This is a genomic window from Haladaptatus sp. AB643, from assembly GCF_024136975.1.
In the GTDB taxonomy this organism is placed as follows: domain Archaea; phylum Halobacteriota; class Halobacteria; order Halobacteriales; family Haladaptataceae; genus Haladaptatus.
Genome location: NZ_JAMYJW010000004.1, coordinates 317405 through 335417, shown reverse-complemented (window position 1 = coordinate 335417; position 18013 = coordinate 317405). Strand labels below are relative to the sequence as shown.

Below are 18013 nucleotides of genomic sequence, written 5' to 3'. Positions count from 1 at the left end.
ATAAGGGCGCGAGAAAGAAGTGAATGCGAAGGCCCGGGTGGTGTAGTGGCCCATCATACAACCCTGTCACGGTTGTGACGCGGGTTCAAATCCCGCCTCGGGCGTATTTCTTCCGAACTCACCGACGAGCAACGCATCCACGTTGCTCGTCTCCCAGTGAGGACGAAATCGCCAGCGAATTTGAATCAGACTGAGGTTCTGCGCCGTGTGTAGGTCCTCGGGTGTGGTTCAAATCCCGCCTCGGGCGCTTTCTAAACTCTCAACTCTCGAATAGAACCATCCGTCTCCTGAGACGTGATTTCGGGACGAAATCCCACTCCGACACGAGGCAAACCTATACAAATGGTGGCGTCGTGACAGGTGTGGGGGACGAACGAATGGCACGAACGGGGGAGACGGTTCTCATGGGATGGGGCGGATGAATCGTCGGGTAGTTGTCTCGCTCATTCTGGTATTGCTGGTCGCTCACGGCGGGTGGACGGTTATGGGACGCACGGCAGATACGGCGGCCAGTCAACAGGGGACGCCGAACCCGACGGGATCGTTCAGTATCGTCTCGACCGCGTCGAACGTGCCGATAAACGGGTCGGGAAACCTCTCGATCACGTTCGTCAACACCGGACGCGACGTTTCCAACGCGAGTGTTCGAGTGCGTTCGCCGAACGAGAGCGTTCGGTTCGGCCCGTCACAGACCGCCAGCAAGTTCGTCGGTAACTGGTCGAAGGGCGAGCGAAAAACGGTGAAGTTCGGCCTACTCGCGGAGGAGTTCGCACAATCCGAGAACTACCCGTTTCGGGCGACGGTGTCGTACACGACCGCGAACGGTTCTCGCGAGCGAACGGACCCGTACACGTTCGACGTGCGGCCGACCGAGCGGGTTCGTTTGGAGCGGTTCGAGGTGACAGCGATATCCTCGAACGTGCAGGCTGGCGACACGGGGACGGTTTCGCTGACCGTCGAGAACACCGGACGGGACGTTCACGACGCCGTCGTCTCGCTACAGTCGTCGAACGAGCAACTCAGTTTGGGGCGGTCGCCGAACGCCAGCCAGTTCGTCAGTCGGTGGTCGTCCAACGAGCGGCGAACGTTCCAGTATCGCGTCACGGCGAGCAACGACACGGTCGGCGGTAACTACCCGTTCAGCCTCTCGATCTCCTATCGGGAGAACGGAAGTCGGAATCAAACGAATCCCCATCTCGTCGGCATCATTCCCGACCCAGAACAATCGTTTTCGGTAGGTGACTTGCACAGCACCTTACGGGTGGGACAGCAGGGGTTCGTCTCCGGCACCGTGACCAACGAAGGACCACAGCGCGCCCCGAACGCCGTCCTCGTTCTCGCGCCCCAGCGCGGGAACACCACGTTCTCACCGACCGAGACGGAGTACGCGCTCGGAACGCTCGATAGCGGCGAATCGAAACCGTTCGACTTCCGTATCGACGTGAGCGACACCGCCGACCGCGGTCCGCGACAGCTCTCGTTCGTCGTGCGCTATCAGAATCAGGACGGCGACCCGAGGCAGAGCAAATCGCTCGACGCACGGATCGATGTCCACCCCCGGAAGGACGAGTTCCGGATCGATGCGAACCGGGCGTCGGTCGAGGCCGGTTCGACGGGGACGGTGTCGCTCGTCGTCACGAACAACCGGAACGAAACCCTGCGGAACATCGACGCACAGGCGTTCGTGGACAGTCCGTTGACCGTCAACGACAACGAGGCGTTCATCCCGAAACTGGAACCGAATCAGTCGGCGACGATCCGGTTCGACATCGGTGCCGATGGTGGGACGCTCCCGAACACGTACCCGGCGTCGGTCGATTTCCAGTACGACACGCCGGACGGTGAGACGAAACTCACCGACACGTACTCGGTTCCCGTTCGAGTGACGTCACCGGAACGCGGTGGCGTCCTGTCGTTCGTGAGCGGTTCGAACGGGATTCTCGTCCTCCTCGGCATCGCGGTACTCCTCGTTCTCGTGGCCGTGTTCGTCCTGCGCAGGCGGTGACCCCCAATGGTGGACTATCAACGCGTTATCGACTGGCTCGACGTGTGGATCGCCGAGCGGTCGAAGACCGTTCTGCTCGTCTTTCTCGTCCTGACCGCCGTCTTTGGTGTCGGACTCGTTCGCATCTCGACCGAATCCGGGACGAGCCAGTTCACCGAAAACAGCCCCGCACAGGAGGCGTTCGACGCCGTCAACCGCGAGTTCACGCCACCGTTCGCGGCGGAAAACGGGAGCACACAGCTCATCCAGACCGGCCGGAACGTGCTCTCGAAACCCGAACTATTGGCGATGCTGGAGGCTCAATACCGCCTCGAACAGCGGACCGACCTCCGGGTTTCCTCGACGACGAGCGCCGCGAGCATCGTGGCACGAACCATCGACCCGAACGCGACGACGCTCGAAGCACAGGTGCGAACCGTTCGGCAGGCGACGCCGACGGAGATCGAAATCGCCGTTCGGCGGGCCTCGGGAACGCCCGGTTTTCGAACCCTCTTGAGCAAAGACTTCAACCCACGGGCGGCCTCGGCCTCGGCGACGATCGCCGTCGTCGATCATCGTATTCCGCGTGGACTCTCACAGCAAGCGGGTGCCGAATCGAGCGCGAACGACCCGCTCACGCGGATTCAACTCCGCTCGGAATCCGTCGTCGGGAGCGTCGATAGCGACATCCGCGTGTTCGGTAGCGGCATCATCTCCTCGGAACTGTCGAGCGTCACGTTCGATTCGCTCATCATCGTCACGCCCGCGGCCGCGATCCTGATACTCGTCTTCTTGATCTTCGCCTATCGTGACCCCTTGGACCTCCTGCTCGGGGTCGTCTCGCTGGTGATGACCGTCATCTGGACGCTGGGGTTCATGGGCTGGATCGGGATTCCGTTCACACAGTTGCTCGTCGCCGTGCCGCCCTTGCTCCTCGCGGTCGGTATCGACTACGGCATACACGCCATCAACCGCTACCGGGAGGAGCGTGTCACCGGACTGGGAATCGGGAGGTCGATGCGGCGAACGACCGACCAACTGCTCGTCGCCTTCTTCATCGTTACGGGGACGACCGTGATGGGGTTCGGGTCGAACCTCACGAGTCGCCTGCAACCGATTCGTGAGTTCGGATTGGTCGCCGCGATCGGCATCTTCGTCACGGCGCTCATCTTCGGTATCTTCCTCCCGGCGGCCAAGGTCGAAACCGACCGACTTCGATTCCGGTACGACCTTCCCGTGTTCGGCCTACGACCGCTCGGCGAAGAAGGGTCCGCACTCGGGCGACTCCTGCAAGTCAGCGTCACGCTCGCTCGGCGTGGTGCACCGTTCGTTCTCGCGTTCGCGCTGCTCGTGACGGTCGTTTCGGGGTACTACGCCACCGGCATCAGCACGTCCTTCTCGAACGAGGATTTCCTCCCGCCGGAACAGACGCCGAGCTATCTGCAATCGCTGCCGGAACCGTTCGCGCCGGGGACGTACACCGTCACCCAAACGACGAACTTCCTGGACGAGAAGTTCGCCGCCGTTCAGGGCGACACCGTGACGGTGTACGTTCAGGGACCGTTACGCGAGGATTACGCGCTGGAATCGATTCAGCACGCGAACCACAACCCGCCGAAGGCGTTCGTCCAGAGGGATCGACAGGCGAGTTCCGAGAGCATCATCACCGTCATCCGGAACTACAGCGCTCAATCACCCGAATTCCGCCGACTCGTTCAACGGAACGACATCGATCGCGACGGCGTTCCGGACGATAACCTCGGCACGATTTACGATCGGTTGCTGTCGTCGCCCGTACGGGACGAGGCGCTCCAGTACATCACGGCGGACCAGCGGCACGCACAGGTCGTCTACTCGACGAAAAGCGGTGCGTCGCAGGATGCGGTCGCTCGTGATGCCCGAACCCTCGCGGAGCGATATCGTCTTCACGCGACGGCGACGGGCGAAACCGTCGTGTTCCAATCCATCGCGTCGATCATCTTCGCCTCGGCTCTCAGGAGCCTCATCACCGCGCTCATCGCGACTGCCGTCTTTCTCGCGTTCGTCTATCGCGTGCTCGTCGGGCGGGCGGCCTTCGGTGTGATCAACCTGCTTCCCATCGTCGTCGCCGTCGCACTTCTCGCCGGAACGATGCGGCTGTTCGGCATCCCGTTCAACGCGCTTACCGCAACCGTTCTCGCGATTGCACTCGGGTTGGGAACCGACTACTCCGCCCACGTCGTGCATCGGTTTACCGACGAGTTCGAGCAGGGAACGGACGCGTCCGAACGCCCGACGGACGACGACGTGTTCGACGCCCTCACCCGAACCGTCCGCGGCACTGGCGGTGCGCTGACCGGCAGTATGCTAACGACGGTTGCCGGGACGGGAATTCTCGTTCTCGCCATCACGCCAGTTCTCGGTCAGTTCGGTCTCGTGACGGCGTTGAGCATCTTCTACTCGTATCTCACGGCGATCCTGTTGACGCCATCCGTCATCGTCGTCTGGTATCGCTACTTCCTGTAGAACAGTTATTTCCCTGCCCGCCGAAGGTAGAACGGGATGTACGACGAGATACTCGTCCCGACCGATGGTAGTTCAGAGGTTACCGACGCCATCACGGAAGCACTCGACCTCGCGTCGTTTACGGGTGGGAGGGTTCATTCGGTGTACGTCGTCGATACGCGGGATTACAACACGCTCTCTGACACGAAATGGCTCACCATAGAGCGCGACCGAACGGAACTGGGAGAAGCGGCGATTTCGGACGTAACACGGGTGGCGGACGAACGGGACGTACCGCTAGCAACGGAACTCCTGCGCGGAATTCCCCACGAGGAAATACTTACCTACGCGGACGAACACGGAATCGACGTCATCGTGATGGGGACCCACGCCCGAACCGGTCTCGAACACTTCCTGAACGGGAGCGTCACCGAGAAAGTCATCCGCAATACCGACCTGCCGGTACTCGTGATTCGAGTGACAGCGTAGCTTAGCCGAGCAGTTGGGCGACGCCCCACGCGAGGGCGATAGCGAGCATGGCACCGACGAGGTTGCCGAGGGCGTTGGTCGCCGCGCGGAATCGCTCGCCGGTCTCCCACAACCGAAACGTCTCGAAGGAGAACGACGAGAACGTCGTGAACGAGCCACACGCACCGGTGCCGAGCAGGAGCGCGAGTTGATTTCCGAGGGAGAGGAACGTCACGAGACCCAGAACGAAACTCCCCACGACGTTCACGGTGAGCGTTCCGATCGGGAACTCGTCGGCATCGATCCGTTCGCTGACGAAATGGCGGCACAGCGCGCCTATCGCACCGCCCGTCCCGACGATGTGGGCGGGATCGAGCGAACTCATTCCGGCACCTCCGTTTCCGTCGTTTCCTGCTCTGCCATCTTCTCCGCTTCCTTGCTCCTCCCGTTGACGTTACGGGCGAGCGTCCGGCCGAGCAGGACGCCCATCAGTCCTAACCCGTAGTTCGCCGCGACGTTGCCGATCATCCAGAGCGGCGACGCCGCTTGCGTCGTCTGCACTGCGAACGTGCTGTAGGTCGTAAACGATGAGAGGAACCCGGTGCCGACCACGACGTGGGTTTGGTCGGCCAGATACCCCATGTAGATGGCCTCGTACAGGATGAATCCCAGCGCGAAACTGCCGGCGACGTTCGCGATGAGCGTCCCCGTCAAGCCGGGTTGGACGAGGCTGACGAAGTAGCGGAGGTTCGACCCCGCAAACCCGCCGACGCCAACCAATAGCAGAACTTCTAACGTGTGTAGTGGATGTGTACGTCCCATATCTGTCGCTCTCGAAAAGGAGTCATCAGCCGACGTGTTCGGCGGTTGGGGGAGGCGGACTCCATCGCCCGGTTAGTCACTGTTCCCTCCCGAATCCACTTAACGAACTCGAAAGGAGCCGGATATTACCGGTTTGCGAATTCGCTCGCGCTCGGACTCCCGCCGCCGTGTTCGACGTGTCGCTCCCGAATCCGTATCTCGTGGACGTTTTCGGTCGCGTCGTCCACGACGAGGGCTGCCCCCGGTGTTTCGGGCATTCGGTCGGCGAACGACCCGTGCATGTACGTCGGGCGAGCACGGGCCAACGCCTCGCGGTCGGCCCGTGAAGTCAGTCGGTGGGCCACGAGCAGGTCCGACTGGGAAACCGCCACGTCCGGAAGCGCCGCGGGACGCTGGGTCGCGGCGACGAAACTGACGCCCGGTCGTCGCCCCCGAGTCAGGATGGTTTCGAGCGCCGCCCGGGCGATTCCATCGAAGAACGCGTGCGCCTCGTCGACGACCAACCACGGAAGTGTCGCTACCGATTCCGTAATCCGGGCACGATACAGGTCGTCGGCAATCGCCCGAACGACGGCGTTCATCGGCGCGTCGTCGTATCCCGAGCAGTCGAGTATCGTCGTCGACGCCACACAATCCGTCGCGGTGAGTCCATCGGGCGAAAACACGTCCCACGAGTCGGCGAGCGCGAGATGGTTTCGGGCGGTGCGGCGGGTAGTCCGCGCGACGTCCGCGTCCAAGACGTATTCGTGCATCCCGGCCAGCGACCCCGTCTTCGCGGCGGCCTGCCACACCAGCGACCCGGCCGAATCCTCGTGATCGAGTCCGAGCAACTCACACCACGCACGCGGGGAAAGTGCGTCCGCCGACACGCGAGGGTTCTCGACCACGTCGAATCCGGAGACGTCTGCAAACGTCCGGAACGCCCCCATCGGGTCGGCGACGACGGGGGTGACGCCCGCCGTCTCCGCGAGTTCCTCGATCAGCACGCCGAGCGTGTAGGATTTTCCGTACCCGCGCTTGCCGACGACCAGCGTGGCGTGTGGTCCGTCCAAATCGATCCGAACCGGCGCACCTGCACTACCGTCTCGGGCGCGATAGGTGCCGAGACCTCCCGAAACACCCGTGTCGCCCGTTCGCCCCAAAACGTCGGTCATGTCGGGTGTTGGTTTCGACCTCCGGTATAAACCTTCGTCCGAAAGTTTATATCTCGAACCGGAACCACTCCGGGCCATGTCAGTGCGTCAGCGGCTACAGCAGGTGAAGCATCGCCGTGGGATTCGGGCGTTTCGGTCGGACGAGCGGGCCATCGAGGGACTTCCCATTCGGTTGGTCATCGCGCTCGTCGTCGGCGTCGCAAGTCTCGGGGTGATGATGAACATGTTGTCGGGGCTTCACGGGTTGACGGTGAGCGAACTCGACGCGAAACCGTCGCCCGAGGTGGTCCACCCGGGCTATCACTCGGTCGATATCTCGGTCATCGATTCGGACGGCAACCCCGTCACAGGGGCGACAGTCGTCGTGAAGAGCGATTCGGCCACGTTGAAACACATCCAGACCGCGACGACGGGCGACGATGGGAAAGCGACACTGTCGATACGTCCCGGATTGGGACCAAATCAGGACGATGGCACGCTCGAAATCGACATTAAACCACCCGCGGGAAGCAAGTTCGAGGACAAGCAAGGGAACACGAAAATCCTGGTCGTGTCCGGATAGGAAACGGGTGATGGACCGTGAATCCGCTCGGGACTCCGGATCGTTAGGCGGTTGTTTCCCGCGCAGTAGGTTCAAAGAAACAGCTCAATTCAAATAGTAACAGCTATCAACCCCCTCCTTCTACCGTGTTCCATATGGCAATGGCTCGTTGTCGACACTGCGGTCTGCAGATGATCGGCACGTCTTACCCTGTAGCGACGAAGTGGTATCACGACCATCTCCGCGACGAACATCCGAAGGCGTGGCTGCGCGCATAGTTTGACTCGATGACTGCGATCTGAATCGCTGTTCTTCCTCCGTTCGTGGGGAGGCATCTCGATTAAGGAGACCATTCTATCGTGTCGTCCGGCGAACACTCGAACGGTTCCCAATCGAGTACCCCGTCTACCGGCGAAAAGTACGTTCTTTATGACGATTCCCCACCATCATGGAGTGATACCCCATGACGACGTACATCGCTTTTCTACGCGGCATCAACGTCGGCGCGCACAATCGAATGAAGATGGATGCCCTTCGCGACCTCTGCCGATCGCTCGGATTCGAGCACGTTCGAACGTACATCCAGAGCGGGAATGTCGTGTTCGAGACGGACGATTCGGCCGCGAACGAACTCGAAGACGAACTCGTGGATGCCGTCGAAGCGTCGTTCGGGTACGATATCTCGGTCATGGTCAGGACACGCGATGAACTCCACGAAATTATCGGCCGATGTCCGTTCGCGCAACCGGAGGACGAGACGACGAAGCTGTACGTCGCGTTTTTGAACGATTGCCCCGATGACGAACAGATTCGAACACTTTCGGCCGCCGGGAACGACGCCGAGGAGTTCGAAACTATGAACCGCGAAGTGTACAGCCGTATTCGAACGGACGAGCGGAAAAGCGGCCAGTTCACCGATGTCGGGGATGTTCTCGGTATACCCGCGACGCGACGCACGTGGAACGTGGTTACCAGGGTACACGAGTTGGCGCGGTAAATCCGTCCCTCGTTTCGACCCTGTCGGCCTTTTCGTTTTTAACTCGTGATGGCCGTAGTAGACGTATGTCCCGGAACGAGGGAATCGAGCGTGGAACCCGAAACGCGCTCGCCGCGTGGATTCTCGTCGCCGTGATCGGTATCACCGTTCTCGCGAGCGTTCTCGGCGGGGATTTCCTCTGGGCTGGTCTCGGTCTCGTCGCCCTCGCGCTCGCGCTGGTTCCCGTCGGAGCGTACCACCGCCCGACGACGATGGTGCCGTGGGAAGCGCTCTGTTTCGTCGCGATCCCCCTCCTGAGTGTCCCGTTCGGTTCGATTCTTCCGCGCTCCGTCGCGACGTTTCTGACCGTCGCGGGGCTTGCGCTGGTGCTGGCGGTGGAATTGGACGCGTTCACCGAAGTCGAACTCTCCCCGTGGTTCGCGGTCCTGTTCGTCGTCATCACGACCATGGCGATCGCCGGTCTGTGGGCAGTCGTCCAGTGGGTCGCCGACCGGACGCTCGGTATGCACGACTTGCACGGACTCCAAAGCCTGATGTGGTCGCTGCTCGCCGCGACCCTCGCCGGTCTCGCGGCCGGAATCGTGTTTGCGACGTACTTCCGGCACATCGATTCGCGCCGGTTCGGCTTTCGGGATGGCGGCAAGCGACGCGACTCGGAGGAGACGACGGCCGTCCAGTCGTCGGACGGGTGGCTCTCGGATGAGCAACAACGGTTGCTGGTGCGGTCGCTTCAGGTGGTCCTCGTCGGCGTACTGGCGTACGGCCTGTACCGAGCGAACGTCGGCATCGTCGTCAACACGGCAGTCGCGCTCGCGCTGATGGAGTTACCGGCGGTGCTCGAACGGGATTACCACTTGCCAGTCGATACCGGCCTAACGCTTTGGATCGTCGTCCCGGTCTTTCTGCACGCGGTCGGGACCGTCGGTCTGTACGAGTCCGTCGGCTTGTGGGACCAGTTGACCCACACCCTCTCCTCGTCGCTCGTCGCGGCGGCGGGCTACACGACGGTGCGGGCGCTCGACGTTCACGCCGATTCCATCTACCTTCCGCGGAAGTTCATGCTGCTGTTCATCCTCCTCTTCACGCTCGCGTTCGGCGTGCTCTGGGAACTGCTGGAGTTCGGACTCGGCGGGTTGGCGACGATGACGGGAACGGGGAGCGTCCTGTCGCAGTACTCGCTCGAAAACACGATGCTCGACTTGGTGTTCGACACCGTTGGGGGTGTCATCGTGGCCGTCTGGGGGGCGACGCACCTGTCGAACGTCTCCGATGCGGTCGCCGCGCGGTTGGATGCCGGGGCGGAGTGACGGACGACGGCCTAGAAGCCTATGGAACTCCCGTGCCTCGATTCCTGTAATGAGTTCCCCCGAAGACGGATTCGACGAAGCGTACACCGGAACACCACCGTGGGACATCGGTCGCCCGCAGTCGGCCATCCGCTCGCTGTTCGAGCGGGACGAAATCCCGTTCGAGGGACCGATTCTCGACCTCGGTTGTGGAACCGGAGAAAATTCGCTCTTCCTCGCCGACCGCGGATACACCGTTCTCGGCGCCGATGCGTCCCCACGAGCCATCGAGCAAGCGAAAACGAAGGCGGAAACCCGTGACGTCGCCGGGGATATCGACTTCCGGATCGAGGATGCACTTTCACTGGATGGCGTCGAGGATGATTTCGGCGTCGTCGTCGACTGCGGCCTGTTTCACGTCTTCGATGACGAAACCCGACGAACGTACGTCTCGTCGCTGGCGAGCGCCGTCGCGCCGGACGGGTACGTCGTCATCCTCTGTTTCAGCGACCAGGAACCCGGTGAGTGGGGACCGCGACGAATCAGCGAGGAGGAACTCCGGACGGCGTTCGAGGACGGGTGGGAAATCGTGAAAATCGACCCTGCACGGTTCGAAGTCAACGCGCAGGGTGAGGACGTCTCACCGTCCAACGACGAGAGCGTCGAAGCGTGGCTCACGGTGGTTCGACGCGCCGTGAAATAACGAATATTCGCCGCTTCTCGGGAGCTACAATCCGTCGCCGTCCCAGTCGATCCATTCGTGTTCCCAGCCACGACGGGTCTGGAAGTGGCGTTCCGCGAACTCGCGGTCCTCGCGGTCGGTTCGGTTCCGTTCGATGGTATCGGCCTGTTCGCCGTCAACGAGGAGCGGCGAGAACGCGACGGTGCCGAACTCATCCGCGACTTCGGGGGTCCCATCACGGGTGCGCTCGACGGCGGCCAACCGCTGTGTGCCGCCGCCCAACGGGACGACCAACCGGCCGTCGGGCGTCAGTTGTTCGACGAGCGCGCGCGGCGGTCGGATGGACGCTGCTTCCACGACGATTCGGTCGAACGGTGCGTACTCGGGGAGTCCGTCCGCACCGTCGCGGCAGTCCACGAAGACACCGCCGTAGCCCGCGGATGCGAGGTTCTGCCGAGCCTCGTATACGACGGTTCGCGTGATATCGACCGCGTGGACGTTCTCCTCACCGACGATTTCCGCGAGTACGGCGGAGGTGTAGCCGACGCCAGCCCCGACGACGAGAACGGAATCGGTCTCCCGAACGTCGAGGGCTTCCAGCAGTTGGGCGACGGTGCTCGGCGACAGTATTTTCGTCCCTCGGTGGTCGAACGACTGGTCGGTGTAGGCACCTTCGTGTGCTTCGAGGGGGACGAACTCGTGGCGGGGGACGGTCCGAAGTGCGAGACCGACGTACTCGCTCCGAACGAGTCCTTTCATCTCGTGTTCGAGGCTGGCGACCATATCGTCGCGCAGCGCCGACGGTTCCATGGTTCGGCTTGGGTTCCGATGTTCTTCAATGGCGCGGCCTGTGCCCGATAATTGCTTGCTGTTGCGTGCCCGGGATGTCGCGCACGTCGATGGATTCGAAGCCAGCACCCTCGAACCACTCCCGAAACTGGGCTTCGTCGTAGGTATCGCCGTTTTCGGTCACCGCGAGCATGTGCGCCCCGAACAGCGCCGCGTCGTCGGCCCACCCTCGGACCTTGTCGGTGAAGATGGCCACGCCGCCGGGGGAAAGCGCATCGAACGTGTTTTCGAGAAGTGCCCGGTTCTCGTCCGGGCCGAGCGCGTGGGCGACCCGCGAGCAGAACGCGAGGTCGAATCCGGTCGGAAGGTCGTCGGTCGCATCGCCGGGGACGAGTTCGACGGGTTCGTGTTCGAGGAACTTGCGGTCGGCCTCGATGACGTCTGGTCGGTCCAACAGCGTCACGTCGAAGCCACGACGGGCGAACTCCTTCGAGAACTCACCCGGCCCGCCGCCGATGTCGAGGACGCGCTCCGCGTGGGGGTTCTCGTGAACGGCTTCCGTGACGCAGGTGCGGACCGTCGTCTCGTCGATGGTCGCCATCGCGCCCATGAAGTTGGCCGTCCATTCCTCGGACGGGTCGGGCGAGTCTCCAGTTAGCATTGTCTCCGGGAGCGCGAGCCAGCCCTCCAGACAGTCCATGTAGTGGGGGGTCCGACCGATGGAACGCACGTCAGTCTTGGCGAACAGTCCGAGTGCTCGATTGGTCGCCTCGTATTCGCCATCGACGGTTTCGAGGTAGCCCAGTTCGGCCATCGCGGCGAGCGTGATTCGTGCGGCACGCTCGGTGACGCCCGTTTCCGCGGCGATTTCGACCGGTGTTCCCGCGTGAAACATGACGGCGTCGATGATGCCTGTCTCGCGGGCGGCCCACAGCAAACACAACTCGCGATAGTCCATGCCAAACCGACGGCGGCGAGTCGAAAAAAGCTACGTGTCAGAAGTTTCTGCCCGTCCGCTTACCACGCGGACCACGCCGTCGAACCCTCGTCCTCGGCGTAAATCCGTTTCACGTCCTTGGCGAGGACGGCGTCGCCGTCGAAATCCAGTCGGTCGTGGTCGTAGCCCGACGCGTCGTCCGTGACGAGGATGCCGTCGATGGTGAACTCCTCCTTGGCGAGTTCTTCCCGTTCGCCGACGACGAACTCGTAATCCCCCGGAATGTTCACTTTGACGCTTCGGGAGTTGTCCCGGCGGCCGTCGTTGGGGTGAATCGTGACGTTGACGCTCACGTTGTCCACGGCGCGCGTCCAGATGGTCTCCACGTCGGGGGCCACCGACTCCTCGACGCGGCGGTCGTCCTCCTGTTCGAGGCTGGTGATTCGGACGACGAAGATGGCCTCGTCGGTTTCGAGGACGAACTCCTCGCCGACCGCCAGCGTCTCCTCCACGGGAACGTCCGCCTTCGCGGTGAACGACTCGCCTTCCTGCGAGACGACGACGTCGATTTCCTCGGTCTTCTCCTCCTCGATTTTCGTCTTGTGGACGTGGTCGCACTCGGTGCATCGTACCGTCGCCTGTCCGCCCGGTTTGAGGACTTCGTGAACCGTCTCCAAATCGGGGGAACAGGATGGGCAGACGACTGCCACACGTTCCGCTGTATCGCTCATGGAGCGGTGTAGGAAGTCAGGCCGTAAAAGTGCGTGGAGTTGTGGGAGAGTGCGGCAAACGGAACACTCATGGAATCCGGCCGTACTCGTAGAGCCGAAATGAGACGGCGGAGGTTCGTCGAGAAAATCGGTGTCGGTGCCGTGGCGCTGTCGCTCGGCGTCTCCGGTTGTAGCGAGTTCGTCGGCGGGGAAAACGAAGTCACGATTCCGCTCTTCGTCACGAACTACGACGGGATGGACCGGCCACTCACCGCGATTTGGCGCGCCGACGATGGAGAACGAGGGCGAAAAACGGTTACCGTTCCCGCTGGAAGCCGGATTCGAATCGCCACTATCGGCGCGAACAACAGCGTAACCGTCGAATTCCCGACCGGATTTTCGAAGGGTGGTGGTCCGTTCTGGGATGCGACCTCGGCGGAGATTTACCTCACCGCGGACGACGGTATCCAAATTCTCCCGTCGAAATCCGGGTGAATCTCACCCGTCGAAGTACAACTCGTAGTGGTTCGCACAGCCCGGATTGAATTCCGCGTCACACTCCGGACACTGCGACTCACAACCGAGATACTCCGAAATCGTCAGTTCCGAACCGCAGACGCCGCACAGCACCGCCTCGGTGTCACGTTCGTCTTTCGCCCACGTTTCGCGTGGATGGTCAGCAACCGCGTCGTGGCACCGAAAACAGGGATAGTACTCGTTACAGCACGAGAACCGAATCGCGATCACGTCACACTCGGTGTCGTAGTGCGCACACCGCGTTTCGGCGTCTACATCGATGCCGTGGACGTCGATTCCGTGGATGGTTCGCATCTGCTGGTCGATTTTATGGCTGTGGCAGTTCGACTTCCTCGCCGTCCGCGTAGACCGTCGGCTCTCGAATGATGCCGTCGAGGTGGAGCGGAGCGTCCGTGTCGCCGCCGATGCCCGCGTCGTCGCCGATGGCGATGTGGACCGTGCCGCCCGCCTTCTCGTCGAGGAGGACGGAGCCGACGAGTTCGGTGACCGCGACGTTGGTGCCGATGCCGAGTTCGGCGAGGTTGTAGGCGTCCTGGCCGACTTCCTCCGATGCAGTTTCGACCTGCTCGCGGATTTCGTCGTCGCTGATACTCGTGACGTAGCCGTCCTCGACTTCGAATTCGAGGGTCTGGCCGTCTTCGAGGAGGCCGTGCGGGCGCATGGTGCCGTCCACGACGTACTTGCCGTTCACGTTCTCGGGGCTGACGAACACCTCGCCTGCGGGGAGGTTGGTGAAGTCGCCGGGTTCGTGACAGAGACCGGTGTCGTCGTACCACTCGCGGTCGCCGGGTTCGAAGGTGATGTCCGTTCCCTTCTCTGTCGTGACGCGAATCTCCTCCGCGCCCTCGACCTGCGCGAGCACGTCCGTGCAGTGCCCGTCGATGTTCTCGTAGTCGGCGGCGAGGCCCGTCACCATCACTTCCTCCGTGATACCGGGGAGGGTGGCGATTCGTGCGCCCTCGTCGTTCGCGTTTCCGCGTGCGCGGGTGTGGCTCAAACTCTTCGTCGTCGGCGCGAGGACGACGTCCGTGGCGGCCATCGCGGCGGCGACGGCGGCCGGTGGCTCCTCGCCGTGCTGGTTTCCGACGGGATAGCGCGTGATCGTCACGTCGTCGGTGATTTCGCTGGCGGTGTCGTACAGCGCCTTGCCGATGTCCCAGCGCTTGTCGTCGGTGATTATCGCACACGACTCGTCGGCTTCGAGTGCCATACACTGCTCGACGGCGGTCTTCGCGGCGTCGTCCAGACTCATAAATGGCGGTTGCGTTCGGGAGCGGTTAGGTGTTCCCTTTCGTGGCGTTTGGGTCGGAATTTCGTCCCGATATCGACGACCTCGAAACCGCCGAATTACTCACTTTCGAGTTGTGTTCTGCCGGATTCGCTCGAAACGGTTTTAATGGCGGGGGTAGCAGGCCCACGTACATGCTACAGGTCGGCATTAACGGGTACGGGACTATCGGGAAGCGAGTCGCTGACGCCGTCCGCGCACAACCGGACATGGAAATCGTCGGTGTCGCGAAGACCCGGCCCAATTTCGAGGCCGAAAGTGCCGTCGAGAAGGGTTATCCGCTCTACGCCGCGATCGAGGAGCGGGCGGACCAGTTCGACGACGCGGGCATCGAACTCGCGGGAATGGTGGACGAGATGGTCGAAGCGGCCGACGTCGTCGTGGACGCTTGCCCGTCCGGTATCGGCGCGGAGAACAAATCGCTGTACGACGAGTACGACACGCCCGCGCTGTATCAGGGCGGCGAGGACGCGAGCGTCGGCGAGACGAGCTTCAACGCCCGCGCCAACTACGACGAATCGATCGGCGCACAGCACGTTCGCGTCGTGTCGTGCAACACGACCGGTCTCTCCCGACTCGTCGCGCCGCTTCGCGAGGAGTACGGCGTCGAGAAGGTTCGGGCGACCCTCGTCCGTCGCGGTGGCGACCCGGCCCAGACCGGTCGCGGTCCCATCAACGACATCGTTCCGAACCCGGTGTCGCTGCCGTCCCACCACGGCCCGGACGTGAAAACGATCTTCCCGGACCTCGCCATCGATACGCTCGGCCTGAAGGTTCCGGCGACGCTGATGCACATGCACAGCATCAACGTCTCACTCGAATCCGAACCCGACGCCGAGGACGTACGCGAACTGCTCGAAAGCCAGTCGCGGCTGTTCGTCGTCCCCGAACACATGGATATCGACGGCGCTGGAAAGCTCAAGGAGTACGCCATGGACAGGGGCCGCCCGCGTGGCGACTTCTGGGAGAACTGTGTTTGGGGCGAGTCCGTCTCGATGGAAGGCAACGACCTCTATCTCTTCCAAGCCATCCACCAGGAGAGCGACGTCGTACCGGAGAACGTGGACGCGATCCGTGCGGTGACGAACACGGCGGACGCCGAAGAGAGCATCGAGACGACCAACGACGCGCTCGGAATCGGCTTCTAAGCCGACTCTTTCGACTTCGACTTTTTTCGGAGACACGAGTAGTCATTCTCCCACCCGGCGAACCGAGTAACGTGGATATCGCCGCCGTGCGTCGCCAGTACGCAGTGGCTACCTTCGTGAGCATCGATATCATGTCTCAATCGAATTCGAAATTGCCGTTCGGTATCGGCCGGTTCGACCGTTTACGAACGGAGTCGAACGAGCGATTCCGACGCGAATGGAGTGACGCTCGGCGCTCCCGTCTCCTATTTCCTTCGTTACCGGCGATTAGTCCCGAATTCAGCGCTTCGAAAATGGTGCGAACGGACTCAACGATACCCGGCGTTCATTTACCATCACCCCGATGTGGCGCAACGGGTGGGGTGGACGGCAGAGCGGTCAGATGCTGTCCAGAAACGGTCTCTCCCGCCCGGAGAGAAAATCATGAGAAAGTCACTCAAAATCCTGCTCGTCATGAGCATGGTCGCCAGTGTGTTCGCAATCGGCTTCGCGGGTAACGCCGCAGCGGACTCACAGTCCAGCCATCAATGGGCGAGCTCGCACGTTGACCAAGAACAGTACGTCGCACAGGGCAACAGCAACTATCAGGACGACAACGTCGCAGTCTCGGCCGCGCTCGGCCACGACGCTGAATCCGGTAACGCGTACGCCGTTCAGGCCAACTACCAGAGCAACAAGAACTCACAATCCGCGTACTCGAACGCTCAGAACTTCAACCACCAGAGCCAAGAGGACGGCCACAGTCCGTGGAGATAATCGGTACTTTCAACCGACGCTGAATTTTTTACTAAAATCACGAAGACGACGTTTCGATACAGAACCCGCTCTCTGCCATTTTGTCGTCCGAAAAACGGCACGTCTGACGGCTGTCCAAAACCTTTTCCCCGGGAGGGACTTACCCTCAGGTATGCGACGAGACGATCGCGACGACCCCTTCGACGACCTCTTCCGCGAAATCGAGCGCATGATGAACGATATGATGGGCGGCAACGTCGACATGCAAGTCGACACCGGAACGACCGGATTCGGTGCCGACACGCACGTCGATATCCACGAGGACGAAGAGTTGGTCCGCGTCATCGCGGACCTACCCGGCGTCGAGAAGGACGACATCAACCTCAAATGCGACGGCGAAGCGATGACCATCAGCGCCGTCAGCGACCACCGCGAGTACGACGAGCGAATCACGCTCCCGGCCCGTGTGGACGAGAGTTCCGCAAAAGCAACCTACAACAACGGCGTCCTCGAAGTCACGTTCGAGAAAACCGACGAATCCGCGAACATCAGCGTCGAGTAGTTCGGACGAGTTCGGCGAGGCGGTCGTACAACCCATTTTCGTACTTCGTTTCTTCGTCTATCGTCGGTCGTGCGTTCGTCTCGTTGACGACGACACGGTCGTCGAGGGCGAGCAAATCGACACCAGAGAACCGAATCCCGAGCGTCTCCGCCGCCTGTTCAGCGATCTCACGATACTCGTCCGGTAGGGAGACGCCGCGTGCTTGTGCCCCTCGGTGGACGTTGTGTTTCCAGCGTCCGGCATCCAGCGCCTGCTTCGGGAGTCGGCGCTCGACGGCGCCGACGTACTCTCCATCGACGATCATCGCCCGATAATCGACGGCGTTCGGGAGATACTCCTGCACGAGAAACGATTTGTCCCCCGTCGCCCGGTAGTCGTGAACGAGATTCAGGTAATCGATCACTCCGAGGAACGAGTCCAAGTCGTCCACTTTTGCGATACCCGTCCCGCGCGTCGTCGAGTTGGGTTTCACCACGACCGGCGAATCGAACTGCCCGAATACGTTGCGGAGATCACCCTCATCGACGGGATTCGAGACCACGACCGTCTTCGGGACGGGAATTCCTGCCCTCCCGAGTCGCGCGATGACGCCGCCCTTGTTTCGGGAGGTGAGGACCGCCTCGCGGCCGTTCACCCACGGGACCGAGAGCAACCCATCGACCACGCCGCCCTCCATCATCCGTGACGGATAGACGAATCCTACGTCGAACTCGTCGGGCGTCCACGGCGGGGATTCGAGGTCGAACGTCCGTTGTTCGCTCCGAACGTGCCGAACTCGAATCCCCCGCTCCGCGAGCGGTTCGCGGATTCGCTCGAACGTCTCCTGTCGGTACGCAACCGCCAAATCCAGCATCGGTCGTGCGTTCGTAGCCGTCGCTAAAAAGTTCGC

Annotated in this window: 20 protein-coding genes, 1 tRNA gene and 1 riboswitch; of the genes, 12 read left to right on the top strand and 9 right to left on the bottom strand. The window is 62.0% G+C overall.

All coding sequences use genetic code 11. The features are described 5' to 3' along the window. Nucleotides 1–31 precede the first annotated feature (31 nt). The 4 genes from NKF25_RS10965 to NKF25_RS10950 all read left to right on the top strand — a co-directional run bounded on the left by NKF25_RS10965 (nucleotide 32) and on the right by NKF25_RS10950 (nucleotide 4957). A tRNA-Asp gene (locus NKF25_RS10965) sits at nucleotides 32–104 on the top strand. 380 nt (nucleotides 105–484) lie between these two features. Beyond that, nucleotides 485–2005 (top strand): COG1361 S-layer family protein, encoded by a 1521-nt coding sequence (locus NKF25_RS10960; protein ID WP_253226712.1) that lies wholly within the window; start codon nucleotides 485–487, stop codon nucleotides 2003–2005. Nucleotides 2006–2011: 6 nt separating this feature from the next. After that, the gene (locus tag NKF25_RS10955) at nucleotides 2012–4489 is read left to right on the top strand and encodes an MMPL family transporter (RefSeq protein ID WP_253226711.1); all 2478 of its coding nucleotides are present in this window, start codon (nucleotides 2012–2014) and stop codon (nucleotides 4487–4489) included. Between the two features lie 36 nt (nucleotides 4490–4525). Then, entirely contained in the window at nucleotides 4526–4957 is a 432-nt protein-coding gene (locus NKF25_RS10950) for a universal stress protein (RefSeq protein WP_253226710.1), read from the top strand. 1 nt (nucleotide 4958) lies between these two features. On the opposite strand, the gene crcB (NKF25_RS10945) is transcribed toward NKF25_RS10950, so the two are convergent. From crcB (NKF25_RS10945) to NKF25_RS10935, 3 genes are all read right to left on the bottom strand, one after another. Continuing rightward, nucleotides 4959–5321, bottom strand: a complete 363-nt coding sequence (crcB, locus tag NKF25_RS10945; RefSeq protein ID WP_253226709.1) for a fluoride efflux transporter CrcB — start codon at nucleotides 5319–5321, stop codon at nucleotides 4959–4961. Then, nucleotides 5318–5758 carry a fluoride efflux transporter CrcB gene (gene crcB, locus NKF25_RS10940; protein WP_253226708.1) on the bottom strand — a complete coding sequence of 147 codons (441 nt, stop codon included), beginning with the start codon at nucleotides 5756–5758 and terminating at the stop codon, nucleotides 5318–5320. Before crcB (NKF25_RS10940) ends, crcB (NKF25_RS10945) begins: the two co-directional genes overlap by 4 nt. 9 nt (nucleotides 5759–5767) lie before the next feature. Beyond that, nucleotides 5768–5836: riboswitch (Fluoride riboswitch) on the bottom strand. A gap of 47 nt (nucleotides 5837–5883) precedes the next feature. After that, nucleotides 5884–6912 carry a DUF87 domain-containing protein gene (locus NKF25_RS10935; RefSeq protein ID WP_253226707.1) on the bottom strand — a complete coding sequence of 343 codons (1029 nt, stop codon included), beginning with the start codon at nucleotides 6910–6912 and terminating at the stop codon, nucleotides 5884–5886. A 76-nt stretch (nucleotides 6913–6988) separates the two neighbouring features. Between NKF25_RS10935 and NKF25_RS10930 the strand changes: the two genes are divergently transcribed. The 4 genes from NKF25_RS10930 (at nucleotide 6989) to NKF25_RS10915 (ending at nucleotide 10439) form a co-directional block, all read left to right on the top strand. Beyond that, entirely contained in the window at nucleotides 6989–7474 is a 486-nt protein-coding gene (locus NKF25_RS10930) for an Ig-like domain-containing protein (RefSeq protein WP_253226706.1), read from the top strand. Between the two features lie 442 nt (nucleotides 7475–7916). Further along, nucleotides 7917–8450, top strand: coding sequence for a DUF1697 domain-containing protein (locus tag NKF25_RS10925; protein WP_253226705.1), 534 nt, complete (start codon nucleotides 7917–7919; stop codon nucleotides 8448–8450). 65 nt (nucleotides 8451–8515) lie between these two features. Beyond that, nucleotides 8516–9757 (top strand): hypothetical protein, encoded by a 1242-nt coding sequence (locus tag NKF25_RS24460; protein ID WP_342766322.1) that lies wholly within the window; start codon nucleotides 8516–8518, stop codon nucleotides 9755–9757. A gap of 49 nt (nucleotides 9758–9806) precedes the next feature. After that, nucleotides 9807–10439: a class I SAM-dependent methyltransferase gene (locus NKF25_RS10915; protein ID WP_253226704.1), complete on the top strand. Its 633-nt coding sequence runs from the start codon at nucleotides 9807–9809 to the stop codon at nucleotides 10437–10439. A gap of 24 nt (nucleotides 10440–10463) precedes the next feature. Here the strand turns inward: NKF25_RS10915 and NKF25_RS10910 are convergent, their stop codons facing one another. The 3 genes from NKF25_RS10910 to NKF25_RS10900 are packed head-to-tail and all read right to left on the bottom strand — an operon-like array spanning nucleotide 10464 to nucleotide 12875. Continuing rightward, complete coding sequence (locus NKF25_RS10910; RefSeq protein ID WP_253226703.1) at nucleotides 10464–11228, bottom strand: protein-L-isoaspartate O-methyltransferase; 765 nt, start codon at nucleotides 11226–11228, stop codon at nucleotides 10464–10466. A gap of 25 nt (nucleotides 11229–11253) precedes the next feature. Further along, nucleotides 11254–12165, bottom strand: a complete 912-nt coding sequence (locus tag NKF25_RS10905; RefSeq protein WP_253226702.1) for a class I SAM-dependent methyltransferase — start codon at nucleotides 12163–12165, stop codon at nucleotides 11254–11256. Between the two features lie 59 nt (nucleotides 12166–12224). Next, a complete protein-coding gene (locus NKF25_RS10900; RefSeq protein WP_253226701.1) occupies nucleotides 12225–12875 on the bottom strand; it encodes an HVO_0476 family zinc finger protein in 651 nt (216 codons plus the stop codon). Between the two features lie 99 nt (nucleotides 12876–12974). Here NKF25_RS10900 and NKF25_RS10895 point away from each other — a divergent pair, with 99 nt between their 5' ends. Next, entirely contained in the window at nucleotides 12975–13349 is a 375-nt protein-coding gene (locus NKF25_RS10895; RefSeq protein WP_253226700.1) for a hypothetical protein, read from the top strand. Between the two features lie 3 nt (nucleotides 13350–13352). On the opposite strand, the gene NKF25_RS10890 is transcribed toward NKF25_RS10895, so the two are convergent. Beyond that, nucleotides 13353–13685 (bottom strand): CHY zinc finger protein, encoded by a 333-nt coding sequence (locus tag NKF25_RS10890; protein ID WP_253226699.1) that lies wholly within the window; start codon nucleotides 13683–13685, stop codon nucleotides 13353–13355. A gap of 13 nt (nucleotides 13686–13698) precedes the next feature. Further along, nucleotides 13699–14643, bottom strand: a complete 945-nt coding sequence (locus tag NKF25_RS10885; RefSeq protein WP_253226698.1) for an aminopeptidase — start codon at nucleotides 14641–14643, stop codon at nucleotides 13699–13701. A gap of 170 nt (nucleotides 14644–14813) precedes the next feature. Between NKF25_RS10885 and NKF25_RS10880 the strand changes: the two genes are divergently transcribed. From NKF25_RS10880 to NKF25_RS10870, 3 genes are all read left to right on the top strand, one after another. Continuing rightward, entirely contained in the window at nucleotides 14814–15827 is a 1014-nt protein-coding gene (locus NKF25_RS10880) for a type II glyceraldehyde-3-phosphate dehydrogenase (RefSeq protein WP_253226697.1), read from the top strand. A gap of 423 nt (nucleotides 15828–16250) precedes the next feature. After that, nucleotides 16251–16583, top strand: a complete 333-nt coding sequence (locus NKF25_RS10875) for a hypothetical protein (protein ID WP_253226696.1) — start codon at nucleotides 16251–16253, stop codon at nucleotides 16581–16583. Nucleotides 16584–16734: 151 nt separating this feature from the next. Continuing rightward, the gene (locus NKF25_RS10870) at nucleotides 16735–17124 is read left to right on the top strand and encodes an Hsp20/alpha crystallin family protein (protein ID WP_253226695.1); all 390 of its coding nucleotides are present in this window, start codon (nucleotides 16735–16737) and stop codon (nucleotides 17122–17124) included. Here the strand turns inward: NKF25_RS10870 and NKF25_RS10865 are convergent. Then, complete coding sequence (locus tag NKF25_RS10865) at nucleotides 17111–17977, bottom strand: RimK family alpha-L-glutamate ligase (protein ID WP_253226694.1); 867 nt, start codon at nucleotides 17975–17977, stop codon at nucleotides 17111–17113. The two genes, NKF25_RS10870 and NKF25_RS10865, sit on opposite strands and share 14 nt — an antisense overlap. Between the last annotated feature and the right edge of the window lie 36 nt (nucleotides 17978–18013).